The sequence below is a fragment of the Pseudomonas sp. BF-R-26 genome, from assembly GCF_019947395.1.
In the GTDB taxonomy this organism is placed as follows: domain Bacteria; phylum Pseudomonadota; class Gammaproteobacteria; order Pseudomonadales; family Pseudomonadaceae; genus Aquipseudomonas; species Aquipseudomonas farris.
In genome coordinates this window covers 155,103-174,961 of sequence record NZ_JAGYGK010000009.1, presented here as the reverse complement: position 1 = coordinate 174,961, position 19,859 = coordinate 155,103, and the positions used below count along the sequence as shown (strand labels likewise).

Annotated in this window: 18 protein-coding genes; 9 read left to right on the top strand and 9 right to left on the bottom strand. The window is 60.0% G+C overall.

Features of this window, described 5'->3' with window-relative positions; translation table 11 throughout:
• Positions 1–39 precede the first annotated feature (39 nt).
• Positions 40–756: an SIMPL domain-containing protein gene (locus tag KGB18_RS15540; RefSeq protein WP_201061950.1), complete on the bottom strand. Its 717-nt coding sequence runs from the start codon at positions 754–756 to the stop codon at positions 40–42.
• 321 nt (positions 757–1,077) lie between these two features.
• Between KGB18_RS15540 and KGB18_RS15535 the strand changes: the two genes are divergently transcribed.
• The 4 genes from KGB18_RS15535 (at position 1,078) to KGB18_RS15520 (ending at position 5,641) form a co-directional block, all read left to right on the top strand.
• Positions 1,078–2,340 carry an ATP-binding protein gene (locus KGB18_RS15535; protein ID WP_007901384.1) on the top strand — a complete coding sequence of 421 codons (1,263 nt, stop codon included), beginning with the start codon at positions 1,078–1,080 and terminating at the stop codon, positions 2,338–2,340.
• On the top strand, positions 2,333–2,893 hold the full coding sequence (locus KGB18_RS15530) for a response regulator transcription factor (RefSeq protein WP_007901386.1): 561 nt from the start codon (positions 2,333–2,335) through the stop codon (positions 2,891–2,893). The genes KGB18_RS15535 and KGB18_RS15530 overlap by 8 nt, the downstream gene beginning before the upstream one ends.
• Before the next feature lie 96 nt (positions 2,894–2,989).
• Positions 2,990–4,717, top strand: coding sequence for an ABC transporter ATP-binding protein/permease (locus tag KGB18_RS15525; RefSeq protein ID WP_123721280.1), 1,728 nt, complete (start codon positions 2,990–2,992; stop codon positions 4,715–4,717).
• 177 nt (positions 4,718–4,894) lie between these two features.
• Positions 4,895–5,641: a FadR/GntR family transcriptional regulator gene (locus KGB18_RS15520; RefSeq protein ID WP_123721278.1), complete on the top strand. Its 747-nt coding sequence runs from the start codon at positions 4,895–4,897 to the stop codon at positions 5,639–5,641.
• 7 nt (positions 5,642–5,648) lie between these two features.
• On the opposite strand, the gene KGB18_RS15515 is transcribed toward KGB18_RS15520, so the two are convergent.
• The 3 genes from KGB18_RS15515 to KGB18_RS15505 all read right to left on the bottom strand — a co-directional run bounded on the left by KGB18_RS15515 (position 5,649) and on the right by KGB18_RS15505 (position 7,929).
• Complete coding sequence (locus KGB18_RS15515; RefSeq protein WP_123721277.1) at positions 5,649–6,002, bottom strand: hypothetical protein; 354 nt, start codon at positions 6,000–6,002, stop codon at positions 5,649–5,651.
• A 389-nt stretch (positions 6,003–6,391) separates the two neighbouring features.
• Entirely contained in the window at positions 6,392–6,583 is a 192-nt protein-coding gene (locus tag KGB18_RS15510; RefSeq protein ID WP_123721276.1) for a hypothetical protein, read from the bottom strand.
• Between the two features lie 14 nt (positions 6,584–6,597).
• Complete coding sequence (locus KGB18_RS15505; protein WP_123721275.1) at positions 6,598–7,929, bottom strand: phospholipase; 1,332 nt, start codon at positions 7,927–7,929, stop codon at positions 6,598–6,600.
• A gap of 235 nt (positions 7,930–8,164) precedes the next feature.
• Between KGB18_RS15505 and kdgD the strand changes: the two genes are divergently transcribed.
• From kdgD to KGB18_RS15480, 5 genes are all read left to right on the top strand, one after another.
• Entirely contained in the window at positions 8,165–9,076 is a 912-nt protein-coding gene (gene kdgD, locus KGB18_RS15500; protein ID WP_048396583.1) for a 5-dehydro-4-deoxyglucarate dehydratase, read from the top strand.
• 60 nt (positions 9,077–9,136) lie between these two features.
• On the top strand, positions 9,137–10,582 hold the full coding sequence (locus KGB18_RS15495; RefSeq protein ID WP_201061943.1) for an aldehyde dehydrogenase family protein: 1,446 nt from the start codon (positions 9,137–9,139) through the stop codon (positions 10,580–10,582).
• A gap of 85 nt (positions 10,583–10,667) precedes the next feature.
• The gene (locus tag KGB18_RS15490) at positions 10,668–12,035 is read left to right on the top strand and encodes an MFS transporter (RefSeq protein WP_008015294.1); all 1,368 of its coding nucleotides are present in this window, start codon (positions 10,668–10,670) and stop codon (positions 12,033–12,035) included.
• 11 nt (positions 12,036–12,046) lie between these two features.
• The gene (gene garD, locus KGB18_RS15485; protein ID WP_223570195.1) at positions 12,047–13,600 is read left to right on the top strand and encodes a galactarate dehydratase; all 1,554 of its coding nucleotides are present in this window, start codon (positions 12,047–12,049) and stop codon (positions 13,598–13,600) included.
• A 184-nt stretch (positions 13,601–13,784) separates the two neighbouring features.
• The gene (locus KGB18_RS15480; RefSeq protein ID WP_201061940.1) at positions 13,785–14,726 is read left to right on the top strand and encodes an AEC family transporter; all 942 of its coding nucleotides are present in this window, start codon (positions 13,785–13,787) and stop codon (positions 14,724–14,726) included.
• Positions 14,727–14,853: 127 nt separating this feature from the next.
• On the opposite strand, the gene KGB18_RS15475 is transcribed toward KGB18_RS15480, so the two are convergent.
• The 5 genes from KGB18_RS15475 to gatA form a co-directional block, all read right to left on the bottom strand.
• Positions 14,854–15,234 carry a carboxymuconolactone decarboxylase family protein gene (locus KGB18_RS15475; protein WP_123721272.1) on the bottom strand — a complete coding sequence of 127 codons (381 nt, stop codon included), beginning with the start codon at positions 15,232–15,234 and terminating at the stop codon, positions 14,854–14,856.
• Positions 15,231–16,292: a calcium/sodium antiporter gene (locus KGB18_RS15470; RefSeq protein ID WP_223570194.1), complete on the bottom strand. Its 1,062-nt coding sequence runs from the start codon at positions 16,290–16,292 to the stop codon at positions 15,231–15,233. Before KGB18_RS15470 ends, KGB18_RS15475 begins: the two co-directional genes overlap by 4 nt.
• Positions 16,293–16,342: 50 nt before the next feature.
• The gene (locus tag KGB18_RS15465) at positions 16,343–16,717 is read right to left on the bottom strand and encodes a septal ring lytic transglycosylase RlpA family protein (protein ID WP_038978953.1); all 375 of its coding nucleotides are present in this window, start codon (positions 16,715–16,717) and stop codon (positions 16,343–16,345) included.
• 224 nt (positions 16,718–16,941) lie between these two features.
• Positions 16,942–18,387 (bottom strand): Asp-tRNA(Asn)/Glu-tRNA(Gln) amidotransferase subunit GatB, encoded by a 1,446-nt coding sequence (gene gatB / locus KGB18_RS15460; RefSeq protein ID WP_007901424.1) that lies wholly within the window; start codon positions 18,385–18,387, stop codon positions 16,942–16,944.
• Between the two features lie 10 nt (positions 18,388–18,397).
• Positions 18,398–19,849, bottom strand: coding sequence for an Asp-tRNA(Asn)/Glu-tRNA(Gln) amidotransferase subunit GatA (gatA, locus tag KGB18_RS15455; protein WP_123355898.1), 1,452 nt, complete (start codon positions 19,847–19,849; stop codon positions 18,398–18,400).
• Positions 19,850–19,859 lie beyond the last annotated feature (10 nt).

Below are 19,859 nucleotides of genomic sequence, written 5' to 3'. Positions count from 1 at the left end.
CACTTTGGTGTTCGCCGTTTTCGTTCCCGGGTTATCGAATCAAGGCATCAACACTTCAATCGCCCCATCCGCCGTCATGCTGACCTGGCTGGTGCCCGCTTCAACCTCGGGCGTCACCGGCGCAGAGTCCATGCCGGCAGCTTTCATCATCATCGGCCCACGCATGTACGGTTGTGGATAACCGTTGCTGTTGAGGTTCAGGTTGACGATTTTGTAGCTCTTGCCGCCCAGGGCGTCGGTGGCCAGTTGGGCGCGAGACTTGAAGGCGGTCACGGCTTCTTTGAGCAGGGCGTCTTCGCTGGCTTTGCGGGTTGGGGTGGCGATGGCGAAGTCCATGCCGCCCATTTTCAGGTCGGTGAGCAGTTCGCCGGTGAGTTTGGACAGGGCGGCGAAGTCCGAGCTTTCCAGGCGCAGTTCGGCGCGTTCACGCCAGCCGGTGATTTTCTGGCCTTTGGTGTCGTAGATCGGGTAGCTGTTGCGGCTGCCCTGGCGCAGGGTGATGTCTTTGACTTCTTTAGCCTGGGCCAGTGCTTTGTTCATGGTGGTGCTGACGTCGGCGGCGAGTTTGGCCGGGTCGGTGTTTTGCTCTTCAGTGTAGAGGGTCACGATCATCAGGTCGCGGGCCACTTCCTGGCTGACTTCGGCGCGCAGGGAAATCTGGTTGTAATGCAATTCGTCGACGGCCAGGGCCGGGAGGCTGGCGACGGTGCCAACGCTTAAGGCAAGAAGGGCGGCGCTGCGGCGCAATGTGTGCATGAAAAGCTCCTTGGACGATGCGCAGGGGTTGAGGTCCGAACCTGCGTGAAACCATCAGACTCTAGCTTCAATAGTCCGGTTCGCACAGTTACAACTTCTATACAGATCGACCACAGGTGACCGCTGCGCGGTCAATCGCGGGCAAGCCACGCTCCCACAGGGAACGCATTCCAATGTGGGAGCGTGGCTTGCCCGCGATGGCGGCCTTATAGACGCCACAATCCTTTCCGCCATGTGGTCGTTTGCCGCACTTTCGCCTCTCAGGCCCGCGGCTTGGTTATACTCCGTGCGATCCGCCTGGAGCGCTCATCAGGAGAGCTCATGCTCGCCCCCGTTCAAATCACTTCCGCCACTCGCCAGAACCTCTGGCGGCTCACGTTCATCCGCACGTTGGTGCTGGCCGCTCAGGCCGGTTCCGTAGGCCTGGCCTACTGGTTCGACCTGCTGCCGCTGCCCTGGCTGCAATTGGCGATCACCCTCGGTTTTTCCATGGTGCTCTGCGCGCTGACCGCGATTCGCCTGCGTACATCGTGGCCGGTGACCGAGCTCGAATACGCCGTGCAACTGGCCTGCGACCTGTTTATCCACAGTGCCTTGCTGTACTTCTCCGGCGGCTCGACCAATCCGTTCGTCTCTTATTACCTGGTGCCGCTGACCATTGCCGCCGTGACGCTGCCGTGGCGCTATTCGGTGATTCTGTCGGGTATCGCGTTGGCGCTTTATACGTTACTGCTGGCGCGGTTCTACCCGCTGGAAACGTTCCCGATCGCCCGGGAGAACCTGCAGATCTACGGGATGTGGCTGAGCTTCGCCCTGGCGGCAGCGGTGATCACGTTCTTCGCCGCCCGTATGGCTGAGGAGTTGCGTCGTCAGGAAGAACTGCGTGCCATTCGTCGCGAAGAAGGCCTGCGCGATCAGCAATTGCTGGCCGTCGCGACCCAGGCTGCCGGCGCCGCCCATGAACTGGGCACGCCGCTGGCGACCATGAGCGTATTGCTCAAGGAAATGCGTCAGGACCATCCAGACCCGCTGTTGCAGGACGATTTGAGCGTGCTGCAGGATCAGGTCAAACTCTGCAAAGAGACCTTGCAGCAGTTGGTTCGGGCGGCGGAAGCCAATCGTCGTCTGGCGGTGGAGATGCAGGACGTCACCGACTGGCTCGACGAAGCCCTGAACCGCTGGCACCTGATGCGCCCGGAAGCCAGTTACCGCTTCCAGCGCCTGGGCCAGGGGACCGTGCCGCGCATGGCGCCGCCGCCGGATCTGACCCAAGCCCTGCTAAATTTGCTGAACAACGCCGCCGATGCATGCCCCGAAGGCTTGCAAGTGACCCTGGACTGGAATGCCGAGGATTTGACCATCAGCATTCGCGACCATGGCGCCGGTGTGCCTCTGGCCATTGCCGAGCAGATTGGCAAACCGTTTTTTACCACCAAGGGCAAAGGTTTCGGCCTGGGCCTGTTTTTGAGCAAGGCCAGCGTGACACGCGCCGGCGGCTCAGTGAAACTCTACAGTCATGAGGAAGGTGGCACGCTTACCGAGCTGCGCCTGCCCCGTGTCGCCCGAGGAGACGAACATGAGTGACGAGATCCAAGTCGAAGGCGAAGAACTGCCGCATTTGCTGCTGGTAGACGACGACGCAACCTTTACCCGCGTGATGGCCCGCGCCATGGCCCGCCGCGGTTTTCGCGTCAGCACAGCTGGTTCCGCCGAAGAAGGCCTGACCATCGCCCAGGCCGACATCCCGGATTACGCCGCCCTTGATCTGAAAATGGACGGCGACTCGGGCCTGGTGTTGCTGCCGAAACTGCTCGAACTCGACCCGGAAATGCGCGTGGTGATCCTTACCGGTTATTCGAGCATTGCCACCGCCGTCGAGGCGATCAAGCGCGGCGCCTGCAATTACCTGTGCAAACCGGCGGACGCCGATGACGTGTTGGCCGCGTTACTCTCCGAGCACGCCGACCTCGACACGCTGGTGCCGGAAAACCCGATGTCCGTGGATCGCCTGCAGTGGGAGCACATCCAGCGCGTACTGACCGAGCACGAAGGCAACATCTCCGCTACTGCCCGCGCCTTGGGCATGCACCGCCGCACGCTGCAGCGCAAACTGCAAAAGCGTCCGGTCCGTCGCTGAACCGGCGCTGAACAATTGTTGTCACACCTCGTTACAAGCCGGGCCGATCATTTATGATCGGCTCGTGTGTGTTCTTTTCTTTATCGAGCCTTATCCATGAATCAGAACGCTGAATATTCCGCGGTCAACGATGCTGTGCGCGGGCAGTTTTTTCGCAAAGTCTGGGCGATGACCACGCCTTACTGGCGCAGCGAAGAGAAGGGCAAGGCCTGGACATTGCTGATCGCGGTGATCGCGCTGTCATTGTTCAGCGTGGCGATCTCGGTGTGGATCAACAGTTGGTACAAGGATTTCTACAACGCCCTGCAGAAGAAAGACGAAGCGGCGTTCTGGCAGTTGATCCTGTATTTCTGCGGTATTGCCGCCGTGGCGATTCTCGGCGCGGTGTACAGGCTCTACCTGACTCAAATGCTGACCATTCGCTGGCGAGCCTGGCTCACCGAAAAGCATTTCGCCCGCTGGCTCGGCAACAAAAATTACTACCAGCTGGAGCAGGGCGGTTACACCGATAACCCGGACCAGCGGATTTCCGAAGACCTTAATAAATTCACCACCAACACCTTGGGCCTGGGCCTGGGTTTGATCCGTAACATCGTCAGCCTGGTGTCGTTCTCGATCATTTTGTGGGGCGTGTCGGGCAGCATCGAAGTGTTTGGCTTCACGATCCCTGGCTACATGTTCTGGTGCGCGCTGGTTTATGCCGCCGTCGGCAGCTGGCTGACGCATGTGATCGGTCGTCGCTTGATCGGCCTCAACAATAACCAGCAACGTTTTGAAGCCGACTTGCGTTTCTCCATGGTGCGGGTCCGTGAGAACGCCGAAAGCATTGCGCTGTACAACGGCGAGCCCAACGAGAATCGTCGCTTGAGCAGCCGTTTCGGGCTGGTCTGGCACAACTTCTGGGACATCATGAAGGTGTCCAAGCGCCTGACCTTCTTCACCTCCGGTTATGCCCAGATCGCAATCATCTTTCCGTTCATGGTCGCGGCGCCGCGTTACTTCGCTGGCAAGATCGAGCTCGGTGAACTGATGCAAATCAACTCCGCGTTCGGCAACGTCCAGGAGAACTTCAGCTGGTTCATCAGCGCGTACCAGGACCTCGCCGAGTGGCGTGCCACTTGTGATCGTCTGCTGAGTTTCCGTCAGGCCATGACCGACAACGAAGAACGCGCACCGGCCATCGACGTGCAGAATCAGGGCTCGGCGTTGAAGGTGCATAACCTTGGCCTTGACCTCGCTGACGGTCGTCACCTGCTGACCAACGCCGACATGACGGTGGAGGAGGGCGAGCGCGTCATGCTCAGCGGTCGTTCCGGCAGCGGCAAATCGACGTTGCTGCGGGCGATGGGGCACCTTTGGCCGGCCGGCCACGGCAGCATCCGCCTGCCAACGGGGCGTTATCTGTTCCTGCCGCAAAAACCGTATCTGCCGATCGGCACCCTGCGCGAGGCGCTGAGTTATCCACAGCCCGGCGACACCTACCCGCACGAGCGCTACGTCCACGTGCTGGAAACCTGCCGCTTGCCGCACCTGGTTTCGCGTCTGGATGAGGCTAATCACTGGCAGCGCATGCTTTCGCCGGGCGAGCAGCAACGTCTGGCCTTCGCCCGCGCGCTGCTTTATGCGCCGCAATGGCTGTACATGGACGAAGCGACTTCGGCCATGGATGAAGAGGATGAAGCGTCGCTGTATCAGGCGTTGATCGATGAATTGCCGGGGCTGAGCATCGTCAGCGTCGGGCATCGCAGCAGCCTGAAGCGTTTCCATCCACGGCATGTGCGGATCGAGAATGGCCATCTGGTGGACCAGACGGTGACCGCATAAACACCACTTGACCTGTGGGAGCGGGCTTGCCCGCGATGGCCTCGACGCGGTTCACCTGCAGAACCGCGTTATCGTTCTTCGCGGGCAAGCCTCGCTCCAACAGAGGCGGTGGTGATCGTACAACCGTGTTGAGCTATGATGCGGTTTCAGCCGCTTTTTTCGAGACAGACGTTCACCATGGAAAACCCGATCGACGCACCTCGCCTCCCTCGCAAGCGCCGCAGCCTCGCTCAGGAACTGGTGACGGTGCTGTCCGAGCAGATCCGCGACGGTCATCTCAAACGTGGCGACAAGTTGCCCACCGAGTCGGCGATCATGGATGCCCATGGCGTCAGCCGCACTGTGGTGCGCGAAGCGATTTCCCGTTTGCAGGCCGCCGGGCAAGTTGAAACCCGTCACGGCATCGGCACCTTCGTGCTCGACACGCCGAGCCCGAGCGGTTTCCGTATCGACCCGGCCACCGTAGTGACCTTGCGCGACGTATTGGCGATTCTGGAATTGCGCATCAGCCTGGAAGTGGAATCCGCCGGCCTTGCCGCGCAACGACGCAGTGCTGAGCAATTGGCCGCGATGCGCGCCGCTCTCGATGCACTGAACGAAAGCGCCGCCCACGCCAGTGATGCCGTGGCTTCGGACTTTGCCTTCCATCTCGAAATCGCGTTGTCCACCGGCAACCGCTACTTCACCGACATCATGACCCACCTGGGCACCAGCATCATTCCGCGCACGCGCCTGAACTCCGCGCGCCTGGCCCACGACGACCAGCAGCACTACATGAGTCGCCTGAGCCGTGAGCATGAAGAGATTTATGATGCTATCGCCCGCCAGGATTCCGATGCGGCGCGGGCGGCTATGCGGTTGCACCTGACGAATAGCCGCGAGCGGCTGCGCCAGGCCCATGAAGAGGCGCAGGCGCAGCGTTGATTACTGCTTACGGTTTGAGATAGACAGTCAGAGGCGGGGAGACAATCGGATTACTGAATGCGTGGGTAATGGTGTAATACAGTGTGGCGCTGGCACCTGCGATCAACCCCTTCGCAAATGTTTCTTTCAGAATACCGAATATGACTGGTTTCTCAAGCGAGCTTTCCGTCAGTACGAACGACCCACGCCACTGGTTATTGGTAGAGGTCTTTACCGTCAATTCGACTCTGTCACCCACAGTAGCGTTAGCGTATGGGGGCACGTCACCCCGCACTGGGTCCTTTAAGTTATCAACGTAAAGCACACCATTGCTGGCGTCTGGAAGCACCGGTGGTGGCAAGACTTGTTGTTGCGCAGTCATGATCAAAATCCTTTTAGCGATGAAATTGAACCGTTCGAGAGGTGCGCATTACGGCATCGCGCTGACGGAGCCGGTCCGTTAACTCCTGAGCCATTTAGGCTTAGGCAGCAGTGAGCGGGCTACTGTTAGAAATAACAGTTTCGACGAATGGCATGCGTGGGCATTTCAGAACAAGCCCCCGCCTCGGCGCTCGCAGTGTGATGCAGAGCATCAGGTGCATGAAGCGGGCTCAGGTTTTCTGATTGAGGTGATTTCTTGCCGGACAGATAGCCATCGCGGGCAAGCCCGGCTCCCACAGGTTTTGTGTCGATCACAATAGTGTGAACACACACAGAACCTGTGGGAGCCGGGCTTGCCCGCGATGGGGTCAGTAGCCATCAATTAATCTTTCAGATTGTCTTCAAAATTCCCCGATCCACCCTCACCGCCAACTCAGCAGCCCCAGGTTTGGCATCGAAAACCGCATGCCCGCGCTCATTCACAAGCGCCCGGGCAATTGGCAAGCCTTTCGACAGCAACTCCAGCGGCGCGCCTTTCAGCGATTGGCCCGAAGCCAGTTCCAGTTTCAGTTTGATAGTCATCAGTGATCTCCTTATCAGGCATTGGCCGCTGAGTTCAGCACGCCGGTTGGTTGGTAGTCCTTGAGCAGCAGATAGGTACTCCAGCCCCACCAGTCGTCAACGGTGGCGGTATCGTTGAGGTTGTTGACGTCCTTGCGCCGCAACACCTTGTTGCCCTCGACCTTGAACAGTGGCGAGAAATTGCCTGCCGGGTTCAGTACCGCTTGCAGGTCGGGCAGCCTTTTCAACGCTGCAAAGCTGCCGGCCGACAGGGCAGTGCCACTGAGGTACGCCGCGAACACTTCATCCGCAGACACCTGAACCGCTTGATTCACCTGGGCGCGATTGGCGCTGTCGATGGCATCGAAGTAGCGCTTGTCGCCGTAGGCGTGCCAGCGATCGCCGTTGCCGTTGCTCACGTTGAGGCCGAACTTGCTGTCTTCATCGTGCATGAAGCGGGTAATCAACGAACCGAGATCGCTGGGCGTAACCACCGCCGCCAATTGTTTGCGCGGTACTCGCAGGTGGCCGGCGGAATACAGGTCGGTCAGGTAGTGATCGGCAAAAGCGTTCATCGCATAGGCCAACTCCAACTGCTTTTCATCGCCGCTGTTGTGGGCGAGCACTGCTTGTTGCAGCGCTGCCGTGTGCCCGGCGATGTAGGCCAGTAACGCCCATTCGGCAAAATGGTCGGCGTTGTTGGCGGCCAGTTTCAGATAACGCCCCAAAGGGAACAGCGCCGAGACGAAACTGCCGCCGCCGGTGATCTTGTTCCACTCTTCCGACAACGTATCACCGAGGGCGTCATAAGCTTCGTGAGGTTGTTTACCGTCCCTGATCGCTTGATTGATGGCGGCGATTTCTTTCTGCATGACGCCGAGGATCAACTTCGCCTCGGCGTTTGAGGCCGGCAGTACCGCCAGGGAGTTGAAGGCGTTGGTAAAGCGCTGGATTCGGTCCGCCGCTGTTGAGCCTTCGCAGATCGGTTGGTCGGGAATTCCATAAAAATCACCCCCCAGCGCAATCACTTGTCCATAGGTCAATGCCAGGCCATTGGGCAGGTGCAACTCCACCTGCGAGGCCGGGATGGCAGGTGCATCCTTGACGAAGTGCAGCAGGGTGCTGTCGCCGATCGCGGTATGTTCTGCACCCTCAAACCTCAACTGGGGCGCGCCTTTCAGCGCATTTTTTGGTGGCGTCGACAGCAGGCCCTGGCGCTGATGTTCGAGGCCGTGATGGCTGCCGGCGGTGAGTGTAAGCGTGTCGACATCGCCAGAAATGGCGATGCCGTACTCGGTAAAAAGATCATCCAGATCGGCAATGACCTGTCGGGTATTTTCCTTCGATTGTGCGTGTAGACCTGACATTTCTAGCTCCTTGATATGTCGTAGGTAGAATCAAATTTAACTGTATATATATACAGTTGTCTGGATCATAGATGAGAACTTTCCTACGTCAAGGAATTACTTTTTCCGACGCGAATTTTGCGGCTCGCGATGAAATGCAGTTGACGGTTGTATTTTAAGTTGTACGATGACCTACAACTTCGGCGAAGGCTGAACGGTTTTCTCACACAACGTTGCTACCCAGGGTGTTCGAATAATGAATCCACAAGAACTGAAGTCCATCCTCTCTTCCGGCCTGCTGTCGTTCCCGGTCACCGACTTCAATGCTCAGGGCGATTTTCATCGCGCGGGCTATATCAAACGTCTCGAATGGCTGGCCCCATACGGCGCCTCGGCATTGTTCGCCGCGGGCGGCACCGGTGAGTTCTTCTCTCTGGCGGCCAGCGAATATTCGGAAATCATCAAGACTGCCGTCGACACCTGCGCGACCAGCGTGCCGATCCTGGCGGGTGTCGGCGGTTCGACTCGTCAAGCCATCGAATACGCTCAGGAAGCCGAGCGTCTGGGCGCCAAAGGCCTGTTGCTGCTGCCGCACTACCTGACCGAAGCCAGCCAGGACGGTGTTGCCGACCACGTTGAAGCGGTCTGCAAATCGGTAAAAATCGGCGTGGTGGTTTACAACCGCAACGTCTGCCGCCTGACCGCTCCTTTGCTGGAACGTCTGGCCGAGCGCTGCCCGAACCTGATCGGTTACAAGGATGGCCTGGGCGATATCGAGTTGATGGTGTCGATCCGTCGCCGCCTCGGTGATCGTTTCAGCTACCTGGGCGGTTTGCCGACCGCTGAAGTCTACGCCGCGGCGTACAAGGCGCTGGGCGTGCCGGTTTATTCCTCGGCGGTGTTCAACTTCATCCCGAAAACCGCGATGGATTTCTACCACGCCATTGCTCGCGAAGATCACGCCACCGTCGGCAAGATCATCGACGACTTCTTCCTGCCGTACCTGGACATCCGTAACCGCAAGGCCGGTTACGCCGTGAGCATCGTCAAGGCCGGGGCAAAAATTGCCGGCTATGACGCAGGTCCTGTGCGTGCGCCACTGACCGATCTGACGGGCGAAGAGTACGAAATGCTCGCCGCGCTGATCGACAAGCAGGGTGCGCAATAACACTCGATAAAACCAAGGCCGCTGAGCGATCAGCGGCTTTTTGCGTGAGGAGAGATTTCTGTGGCTGATTCAAAGCGTTTCGATAACTACATCAACGGCGAATGGGTGGCGGGCAGTGATTACTGCGCCAACATCAACCCGTCCGAGCTGACCGATACCATCGGCGACTATGCCAAGGCCGATCTGGCTCAGGTCCACGCCGCTATCGACGCCGCTCGCGCCGCGTTCCCGGCCTGGTCCACTTCGGGCATTCAGGCTCGCCACGATTCACTGGATAAAGTCGGCAGCGAGATCCTCGCCCGTCGCGAAGAACTCGGCACCTTGCTGGCCCGGGAAGAGGGCAAGACTCTGCCCGAAGCCATCGGCGAAGTGACTCGCGCCGGCAACATCTTCAAGTTCTTCGCCGGTGAATGCCTGCGCCTGTCCGGCGACTATTTGCCGTCGGTGCGTCCGGGCGTCAACGTTGAAGTGACCCGTGAAGCGTTGGGTGTGGTCGGCCTGATCACCCCGTGGAACTTCCCGATCGCGATCCCGGCGTGGAAAATCGCTCCGGCTCTGGCTTACGGCAACTGCGTCGTCCTGAAACCTGCTGATCTGGTTCCGGGCTGTGCCTGGGCGCTGGCGGAAATCATCTCCCGCGCAGGCTTCCCGGCCGGCGTGTTCAACCTGGTGATGGGCAGCGGTCGCGTGGTTGGTGATGCGCTGGTGCAGAGCCCGAAAGTTGATGGCATCAGCTTCACCGGTTCCGTGGGCGTGGGTCGACAGATCGCTGTTAGCTGCGTGTCGCGTCAGGCCAAGGTTCAGCTGGAAATGGGCGGCAAGAACCCGCAGATCATTCTGGATGACGCCGACCTCAAACAAGCGGTTGAGCTGTCGGTACAGAGCGCGTTCTATTCCACCGGCCAGCGTTGCACCGCGTCGAGCCGCTTCATCGTCACCGCCGGGATTCACGACAAATTCGTCGAGGCCATGGCCGAGCGCATGAAGTCGATCAAGGTTGGCCACGCGCTGAAAACCGGCACCGATATCGGTCCGGTCGTCTCGCAGGCTCAGCTTGAACAAGACATGAAATACATCGACATCGGCCAGTCCGAAGGTGCGCGTCTGGTCAGTGGCGGTGGTTTGGTGACATGCGACACCGAAGGTTACTACCTCGCGCCAACCCTGTTTGCTGATAGCGAAGCCGCGATGCGCATCAGCCGCGAAGAGATCTTCGGCCCGGTGGCCAACATCGTTCGCGTGGCCGATTACGAGGCGGCGCTGGTCATGGCCAACGACACCGAGTTCGGTCTGTCGGCGGGCATCGCTACCACGTCGCTGAAGTATGCCAACCACTTCAAGCGCCACTCCCAGGCCGGGATGGTGATGGTCAACCTGCCGACCGCCGGCGTGGATTACCACGTTCCGTTCGGTGGGCGTAAAGGTTCATCCTATGGATCACGTGAGCAAGGTCGCTATGCGCAAGAGTTTTACACGGTCGTGAAGACCAGCTACATCGGCTCCTGACAGGAAACACCGCGGTATCGGCATCGATACCGCAACACAACAGCTTTACCCGCGCATAAAAATAATCAGTGGGAGTACATCTACAATGCAATCGACCAAGCCGACTCACGTCCGCTATTTGATCCTGCTCATGCTGTTTCTGGTGACCACGATCAACTACGCCGACCGGGCCACCATCGCAATCGCCGGCTCCAGCCTGCAAAAAGACCTCGGCATCGACGCGGTCACCCTCGGTTATATCTTCTCCGCATTCGGTTGGGCCTATGTGGCCGGGCAAATTCCCGGTGGCTGGCTGCTGGACCGTTTCGGCTCAAAAAAAATCTACGCACTGAGCATTTTCACTTGGTCGCTGTTCACCGTGCTGCAGGGCTATGTTGGTGAGTTCGGCATGTCCACGGCGGTGGTTGCGCTTTTCATGCTGCGCTTTTTGGTGGGCCTGGCCGAAGCGCCATCCTTCCCCGGCAACGCGCGCATCGTGGCGGCCTGGTTCCCGACCGCTGAACGCGGTACAGCGTCTGCGATCTTCAACTCGGCGCAATACTTTGCCACCGTGTTGTTCGCGCCGCTGATGGGCTGGATCGTCTACAGCTTCGGCTGGCAGCACGTGTTCATCGTCATGGGGGTGATCGGCATCATCTTCTCGGGCATCTGGCTGAAGGTGATCTACAGCCCGCGCCAGCACCCGATGATCAACGACGCCGAGTTCAAGCACATCGCCGACAACGGCGGCATGGTCGACATGGACCAGGACAAAGGCAAAGGCAAAAAAGGCGACGGTCCGAAGTGGGACTACATCCGCCAACTGCTCACCAACCGCATGATGCTCGGCGTGTATCTGGGCCAATACTGCATCAACGGCATCACCTACTTCTTCCTGACCTGGTTCCCGGTGTACCTGGTGCAGGAACGCGGCATGACCATCCTCAAGGCTGGTTTCATTGCCTCGTTGCCAGCGATCTGCGGGTTTATCGGTGGTGTGCTCGGTGGGGTGATTTCCGATTACCTGCTGCGCAAAGGTCACTCGCTGACCTTCGCCCGCAAGGCGCCGATCATCGCCGGCCTGTTGGTTTCCAGTAGCATCGTGGCTTGCAACTATGTAGACGTTGAATGGATGGTCGTCGGCTTCATGGCCCTGGCATTCTTCGGTAAAGGCGTCGGTGCGTTGGGCTGGGCCGTTGTGTCCGACACCTCGCCGAAACAGATCGCCGGTCTCAGCGGTGGCCTGTTCAACACCTTCGGCAACATCGCGTCGATCACCACGCCGATCGTTATCGGTTACATCATCAGCTCCACCGGCTCGTTCAAATGGGCGCTGGTGTTCGTCGGTTGCAACGCGCTGGTGGCGGTGTTCAGCTATCTGGTGATCGTTGGCCCGATCAAACGTGTGGTGCTCAAAGAGCCGCCAGTCAGCGGTCCTGAAACCAACAATAAGTTATCTGAAGCGCATTCCTGAGGAGCGGCGTCATGCAGTTGATTGAACATTCCGACTCGCCGCGCTACATCCGCCTGCACGAGCGGGACAATGTGGTGATCGTGGTCAACGATCAGGGCGTGCCGGCCGGCACTGAATTCCCCGATGGCCTGGTCACCGTGGATTTCGTGCCGCAGAGCCACAAGGTCACTCTCGAGGACATTCCCGAGGGCGGCCAGGTGATTCGTTACGGCCAGACGATCGGCTACGCGTTGCAGCCGATTCCTCGCGGCAGCTGGGTCAAGGAAGATCAACTGCGCATGCCGACCGCGCCACCGCTGGACAGCTTGCCGCTGTCCACCGAAGTGCCGGCCGCGCAGGCACCGCTGGAAGGCTTCACCTTCGAGGGTTATCGCAACGCCGACGGCACCGTCGGCACGCGCAACATTCTCGGCATCACCACCACCGTGCAATGTGTCACCGGGGTGTTGGATCACGCGGTGAAGCGCATCAAGGACGAGTTGCTGCCCAAGTACCCGAACGTCGATGACGTGGTGGCGCTGACCCACAGTTACGGCTGCGGTGTGGCGATCACCGCCACCGATGCGTACATCCCGATTCGTACCGTGCGCAACTTGGCGCGCAACCCGAACCTGGGTGGTGAAGCGCTGGTGATCAGCCTGGGCTGCGAGAAGTTGCAGGCCTGGCAGGTGATGCACGAGAACGACAGCTCGGTGGATTTGAGTGATCCGTGGTTGTACCGCTTGCAGGATTCCAGTCACGGTTTTACCGAGATGATCGAGCAGATCATGGCGCTGGCCGAGACTCGTTTGAAGAAGCTCGATCTGCGCCGTCGGGAAACTGTACCGGCGTCCGAGCTGATCCTCGGCATGCAGTGCGGCGGCAGCGATGCGTTCTCTGGCATCACTGCCAACCCGGCGCTCGGTTATGCCTCGGATCTGTTGTTGCGGGCGGGGGCGACGGTGATGTTTTCCGAAGTCACCGAAGTGCGTGATGCGATTTACCTGCTGACGTCTCGCGCCGAAACCGAGGAAGTGGCTCAGGAGCTGGTGCGGGAAATGGACTGGTACGACCGTTACCTGGCCAAGGGCGAAGCGGATCGCAGCGCCAATACCACGCCGGGAAACAAGAAGGGCGGGTTGTCGAACATTGTCGAGAAGTCCCTGGGCTCGATCGTCAAATCCGGCAGCAGCGCGATCAACGGGGTGCTCGGCCCTGGCGAGCGATTCAAGCGCAAAGGGCTGATTTTTTGCGCGACCCCGGCCAGTGATTTTGTCTGCGGGACGTTGCAGTTGGCGGCGGGGATGAACCTGCATGTGTTCACCACCGGGCGGGGTACGCCTTATGGGTTGGCGATGGCACCGGTGGTGAAGGTGTCGACCCGCACAGAACTGGCGCAGCGCTGGCCGGATTTGATCGACATTGATGCCGGGCGGATTGCCACGGGGCGGGCGTCGATTGAAGAGCTTGGCTGGGAGTTGTTCCACTACTACCTGGACGTGGCCAGCGACAAGAAACAGACGTGGGCGGAGCAGCATAAGCTGCATAACGACATTACCTTGTTCAACCCGGCACCGATCACGTAAACCGCGTCATCGTTCATCGCGGGCAAGCCCGCTCCCACAGTGATCTTAGGTGTTCACCAAATTTGATTAACAACACTGAAACCTGTGGGAGCGGGCTTGCCCGCGATGGCGATCTACCAGACGGCAGGGGACTTGGTGGCTTATCATTAGCCCCCTAACGACGCCCACCCAAGGTTCTCCCGGCATGCTGGCTATTTTCCTCGAAACCCTGAACATCACCGCGCCGGTGTTTGCCATGCTGTTTCTGGGGGTGCTGCTCAAGCGCATCGATTGGATCAACGACAACTTCATTCATACCGCGTCGGCCCTGGTGTTCAACGTCACCATGCCGGCGTTGCTGTTTCTGGGCATCTTGCATGCCGACCTGCATGCCGCGCTGCAACCGGCACTGCTGATCTACTTCTCGGTCGCCACGCTGCTGTGTTTTGCGATTGCCTGGGGCTGGGCGATCTGGAAATGCCCGCGGGAAGACCGAGGCATCTACACCCAAGGTGCGTTTCGCGGCAACAACGGCGTTATCGGTCTCGCACTGGCGGCGAGCATGTACGGCGATTACGGGATTTCCCTCGGGGCAATTCTCGCGGCGTTGGTGATCCTGTTCTACAACACGCTTTCGACCATCGTGCTGGCGGTCTACAGCCCGGTGATCAAGTCTGACCCGTGGAGTATCTGCAAAAGTGTGATGGTCAACCCGTTGATCATCAGCGTGTTTGCGGCGGCGCCATTCGCCTATTTCGAAATCGGTTTGCCGGGGTGGCTGGAAAAGTCCGGCCAGTACCTGGCACAAACCACCTTGCCGTTGGCGTTGATCTGCATCGGTGGCACGTTGTCGCTGGCGGCGATGCGCAAAAGCGGCACGATGGCGCTGAGTTCAAGCCTGGTGAAGATGATCGGCCTGCCGGTGCTGGCGACACTCGGTGCCTGGCTCTGGGGTTTTCGCGGGGCGGAGTTGGGGATTCTGTTTCTGTACTTCGGCAGCCCGACCGCTGCGGCCAGTTTCGTCATGGCTCGGCAGGCCAATGGCAATCATGAACTGGCGGCGGCGATCATCGTGATTACCACGCTGATGGCGGCGGTCACCACCAACGTCGGGATCTTTTTGTTGCAGTGGGGTGGGTGGATTTAACCGATGGTTTTGCGGCGTCCTGTAGGGCCTCATCGCGGGCAAGCCCGCTCCCACAAGGATTGCGCTGTACCTGTGGGAGCGGGCTTGCCCGCGATGACGGCAGAACAATCAATACAAATTCCGACGATTACTCCGGCTTCTGGTAGCTATCAATCACTTCCTGCGCCGCCCGAAACGCATCGATCGCCGCCGGCACGCCGGCATACACTGCGCAATGCAGCAGCGCCTCGCGAATTTCTTCCACGGTGCAGCCGTTGTTCAGCGCGCCACGCACGTGACCTTTCAATTCTTGCGGGCACTTCAACGCGGTCAGCGCGGCGAGGGTGATCAGGCTGCGGGTTTTCAGCGGCAGACCTTCACGGTTCCACACGCCGCCCCAGGCGTGTTCATTGACGAAGTCCTGCAGCGGCTGGGTGAACTCGGTGGCGTTGTCCAAGGCGCGGTCGACGAAGGCGTCGCCCATCACTTGGCGACGGACTTCAACCCCAGCCTTTTTATCAGTGCTCATGGCAATTCCCTCTTGTGGTGTTGGCGACGCCAGGCGCGCAGCGACGTGAACAGCAAAAACGCCCCCAGCGCCGGCAGGACGAAAAACAGCATCAGGTGTTCAAGCTTGCCGGCCAGCGGCATGCCCGTGGTGAACGACACCACGTGCAGCCCATAGGCCAGGTACAAACCCAGAAACAGCAGGCCTTCGGCGCGAGTCACCCGGTAGCCGGAATAGAACACCGGCAGGCACAGCACCGCGACACCAAGCATCACCGGCAGGTCGAAATCCAGGGCGTTCGGCGAGACCGACAGCGGCGAGGGCGCGATCAATGCGGTAAGCCCGAGTACGCCCAAGAGGTTGAGCAGGTTGCTGCCGATCACGTTGCCCACCGCGATGTCTCGCTGACCGCGCAACGCGGCGATCAACGAAGTGGCCAGCTCCGGTAGGGACGTGCTGACCGCGACGATGGTCAGGCCGATAATCCGCTCCGACAATCCCAGGTCGGTCGCGACCGCCACTGCGGCGCCGAGCAACAAGTGCCCGGCGAACACCAGCATCGCCAGCCCGGCAACAATCATCAGCAGGCTGCTGAACCACGGTGCCTGTGGCGCTTCATGCGCTCCCGATGGCGGGCGGGTCGAGTGCCGCGACTGGCGCAGCAGCAAGCCGAGGTACAGCACCAGCGCGCCCAGCAGAATAATGCCGTCTGTGCGGTTCAGTTCTTCGTTCCATGCCAGTACGAACACCAACAGGCTGGCGCCGATCATCAGCGGAATATCCAGGCGCACCAATTGCCGCGAAACCCGTAGCGGAATAATCAGCGCCGAGAGCCCGAGGGTGACGAGGATGTTGAAGATGCTGCTGCCGATCACGCTGCCAACGGCGATGTCGGCGTTTTGCGCCAGGGTGGCTTGCAGGCTGACCGCCATCTGCGGTGCGCTGCTGCCGAGGGCCACGATGGTCAGGCCGATGATCAGCGGCCGCACATGCAGTCGCGCGGCCAGGCGCACGGCGGCGCGCACCATCAGTTCGGCACCGGCGATCAGTAAAAACAGACCGCTGAACAATTCAATCACGCTGATCAGGGGTAAATCGGCAAGTCCGAAAATAGTCAGCGCTCCGTCTATCAGTCGTCGAGGGCTTGCACGCGAACTTTCGCGGTGCCACTGCGCAGCATGCCCAACTGTTCGGCCGCTTCACGTGACACGTCGATCAGGCGCCCACGAGAGTATGGCCCGCGGTCGTTGACGCGCACCACGCAGGACCTGTCGTTATTCAGATTGGTAATCTTCACCCGGGTGCCAAATGGCAACTGGCGATGGGCGGCGGTCAGGCCGTGCTGGTTGAAACGCTCGCCACTGGCGGTGCGTTTGCCATGGTGTTTGGCGCCGTAATACGAAGCTACGCCGGTCTTGTCGTAGCCGTGTGGATCAACAATATCCGTGCTGGCGCAACCGGCCAGCAAAGAGAGCAGGGCGCAGGCACTGAGCAGACGCTTCATTTAAAAGGCTCCCAAAATAAATGTGGGAGCGAGCTTATGTGGCGAGGGGGCTTGCCCCCGTTGGATTGCGCAGCAGTCCCAGAACCTGAACTCTCGGTTTGTCAGATACAACCCGAATCCAGATATTGGGGCCGCTTCGCGACCCAACGGGGGCAAGCCCCCTCGCCACAAAAGACCGCTCCCACAGGGAATGGAGCCAGGCTTTGAATCTGGCTCCATTCTCATCAGCCTTCGAGCTTGCTTTTAAGCAGTTCGTTGACCTGTTGCGGGTTGGCCTTGCCTTTGGAGGCTTTCATGGCCTGGCCGACGAAGAAGCCGAACATCTTGCCGCGTTTGGCTTCGTCTGCCGCGCGGTATTGTTCGACCTGCTCGGCGTTGGCCGCGAGCATTTCGTCCAGCACTGCCGAAATTGCGCCGGTGTCGGTCACTTGCTTGAGGCCGCGCTTGTCGATGATCTCGTCTGCGCTGCCTTCGCCGTTGGCCATGGCTTCAAAGACTACCTTGGCAATCTTGCCGGAGATGGTGTTGTCCTTGATGCGCAACAGCATGCCGCCCAGTTGCTCGGCCGAAACCGGCGACTGGTCGATGTCCAGACCTTGCTTGTTCAACAGGCTGCCCAGTTCAACCATCACCCAGTTAGCCGCCAGTTTGGCGTCGCCGCCGATGCTCACGACTTTCTCGAAGTAATCGGCTTGCTCGCGGCTGGTGGCCAGGACGCTGGCGTCGTAGACCGACAGACCGAACTGTTCCTGGAAACGCTCGCGTTTCTGCGGTGGCAGTTCCGGCAGGGTGGCGCGCACGTCGTCGAGGAACGAGTCTTCGATGACCACCGGCAGCAGGTCCGGGTCGGGGAAGTAACGGTAGTCGTTGGCTTCCTCTTTGCTGCGCATCGGACGGGTTTCGTCCTTGTTCGGATCGTACAGACGGGTCTGCTGGATCACCTTGCCGCCGTCTTCGATCAGCTCGATCTGACGTTGCACTTCGCTGTTGATCGCCTTCTCGATGAAGCGGAACGAGTTGACGTTCTTGATCTCGCAGCGCGTGCCGAATTCAACCTGGCCCTTTGGACGGATCGACACGTTGCAGTCGCAACGCAGCGAACCTTCGGCCATGTTGCCGTCGCAGATGCCGAGGTAGCGCACCAGCGCATGGATCGTCTTGACGTAGGCCACGGCTTCCTTGGCGCTGCGCATGTCCGGCTCGGAAACGATTTCCAGCAGCGGCGTACCTGCACGGTTCAGGTCGATGCCAGTGGCACCGGTGAACTCTTCGTGCAGGCTTTTGCCGGCGTCTTCTTCCAGGTGCGCACGGGTCACACCGACACGTTTGATCGTGCCGTCTTCCATGGCGATGTCCAGGTGGCCCTTGCCGACGATCGGCAATTCCATCTGGCTGATCTGGTAGCCCTTGGGCAGGTCCGGGTAGAAATAGTTTTTACGGGCGAACACGTTGTGCTGACCGATCTCGGCATCGATGGCCAGGCCGAACATCACCGCCATGCGCACCGCTTCCTGGTTCAGCACCGGCAATACGCCGGGCATGCCGAGGTCTACCAGGCTGGCCTGAGTGTTCGGCTCGGAACCGAAGGTGGTGGAACTACCGGAAAAGATTTTCGACCGGGTGGTGAGCTGGGTATGAATCTCCAGCCCGATCACGACTTCCCATTGCATGTGTTTCTCCTCAGAAGCCGGTTGGGGTGCGGGTATGCCAGTCAGTGTTTAGCTGATACTGATGGGCAACGTTCAACAGGCGACCTTCCTGGAAATACGGGGCGAGCAGTTGCACGCCGACCGGCAGGCCATCGACAAAACCTGCAGGCATGGACAAGCCCGGCAGACCGGCGAGGTTGGCGGTGATGGTGTAGACGTCTTCCAGGTACGCAGCGACCGGGTCGCTGTTCTTGGCGCCGAGCTTCCAGGCCGGGTTCGGCGTGGTTGGGCCGAGGATGATGTCGACCTCATTAAAGGCAGCCATGAAGTCGTTCTTGATCAGGCGACGGATTTTCTGCGCCTTCAGGTAGTAGGCGTCGTAGTAACCGGCCGACAGCGCGTAGGCACCGACCATGATCCGGCGCTGTACTTCCGGGCCGAAACCTTCGCCACGGGAACGCTTGTACAGGTCTTCCAGGTTTTTTGGGGCTTCGCAGCGATAGCCGAAACGCACGCCGTCGAAACGCGACAGGTTGGAAGACGCTTCCGCCGGGGCGATCACGTAGTACGCAGGGATTGCGTGCTGCATGTTCGGCAGGCTGATTTCCTTGACCACGGCGCCGAGCTTTTTCAGCTCTTCAACGCTGGCCATGACCAGGTCGGCGATGCGTGGGTCCAGACCTGCGCTGAAGTATTCCTTCGGCACGCCGATGCGCAGGCCTTGCAGCGAACCGTTGAGGCCGGCGCTGTAATCAGGCACGGGCTCGTCGATGCTGGTGGAGTCCTGCGGGTCGAAACCGGCCATGCCTTGCAGCAGGATCGCGCAGTCTTCGGCGGTGCGGGCCAATGGGCCGCCCTGATCGAGGCTGGACGCGTAGGCGATCATGCCCCAGCGCGAAACGCGACCGTATGTCGGTTTCAGGCCGGTGAGGTTGGTCAGCGCGGCGGGCTGACGAATCGAACCGCCAGTGTCGGTGCCCGTCGCCGCTGGCAACAGACGAGCGGCAACCGCAGCAGCCGAACCGCCAGACGAGCCGCCCGGAACGTGTTCCAGGTTCCACGGGTTTTTCACCGCGCCGTAGTAACTCGACTCGTTGGCCGACCCCATGGCGAATTCGTCCATGTTGGTCTTGCCCAGGGTCACGGCCCCGGCAGCGGCCAGTTTGGCGACCACGGTGGCGTCGTACGGTGCTTTAAAGTTGTCGAGCATCTTCGAGCCGCAGCTGGTGCGGATGCCCTGGGTGCAGAACAGGTCTTTGTGTGCGATCGGCGCGCCGAGCAGGGCGCCGCTCTCACCGTTGGCCCGACGAGCGTCAGCAGCTTTCGCCTGCTGGAGCGCCAGGTCTTCGGTGAGGCTGATGAAACTGTTGAGCTGCGGGTCGAGCTGGGCGATACGCGCCAGCAGGACTTTGGTCAGCTCTTCGGAAGAAAACTTTTTATCGGCGAGTCCGCGGGCGATCTCGGCCAGAGTCAATTGATGCATTGCAGGCTCT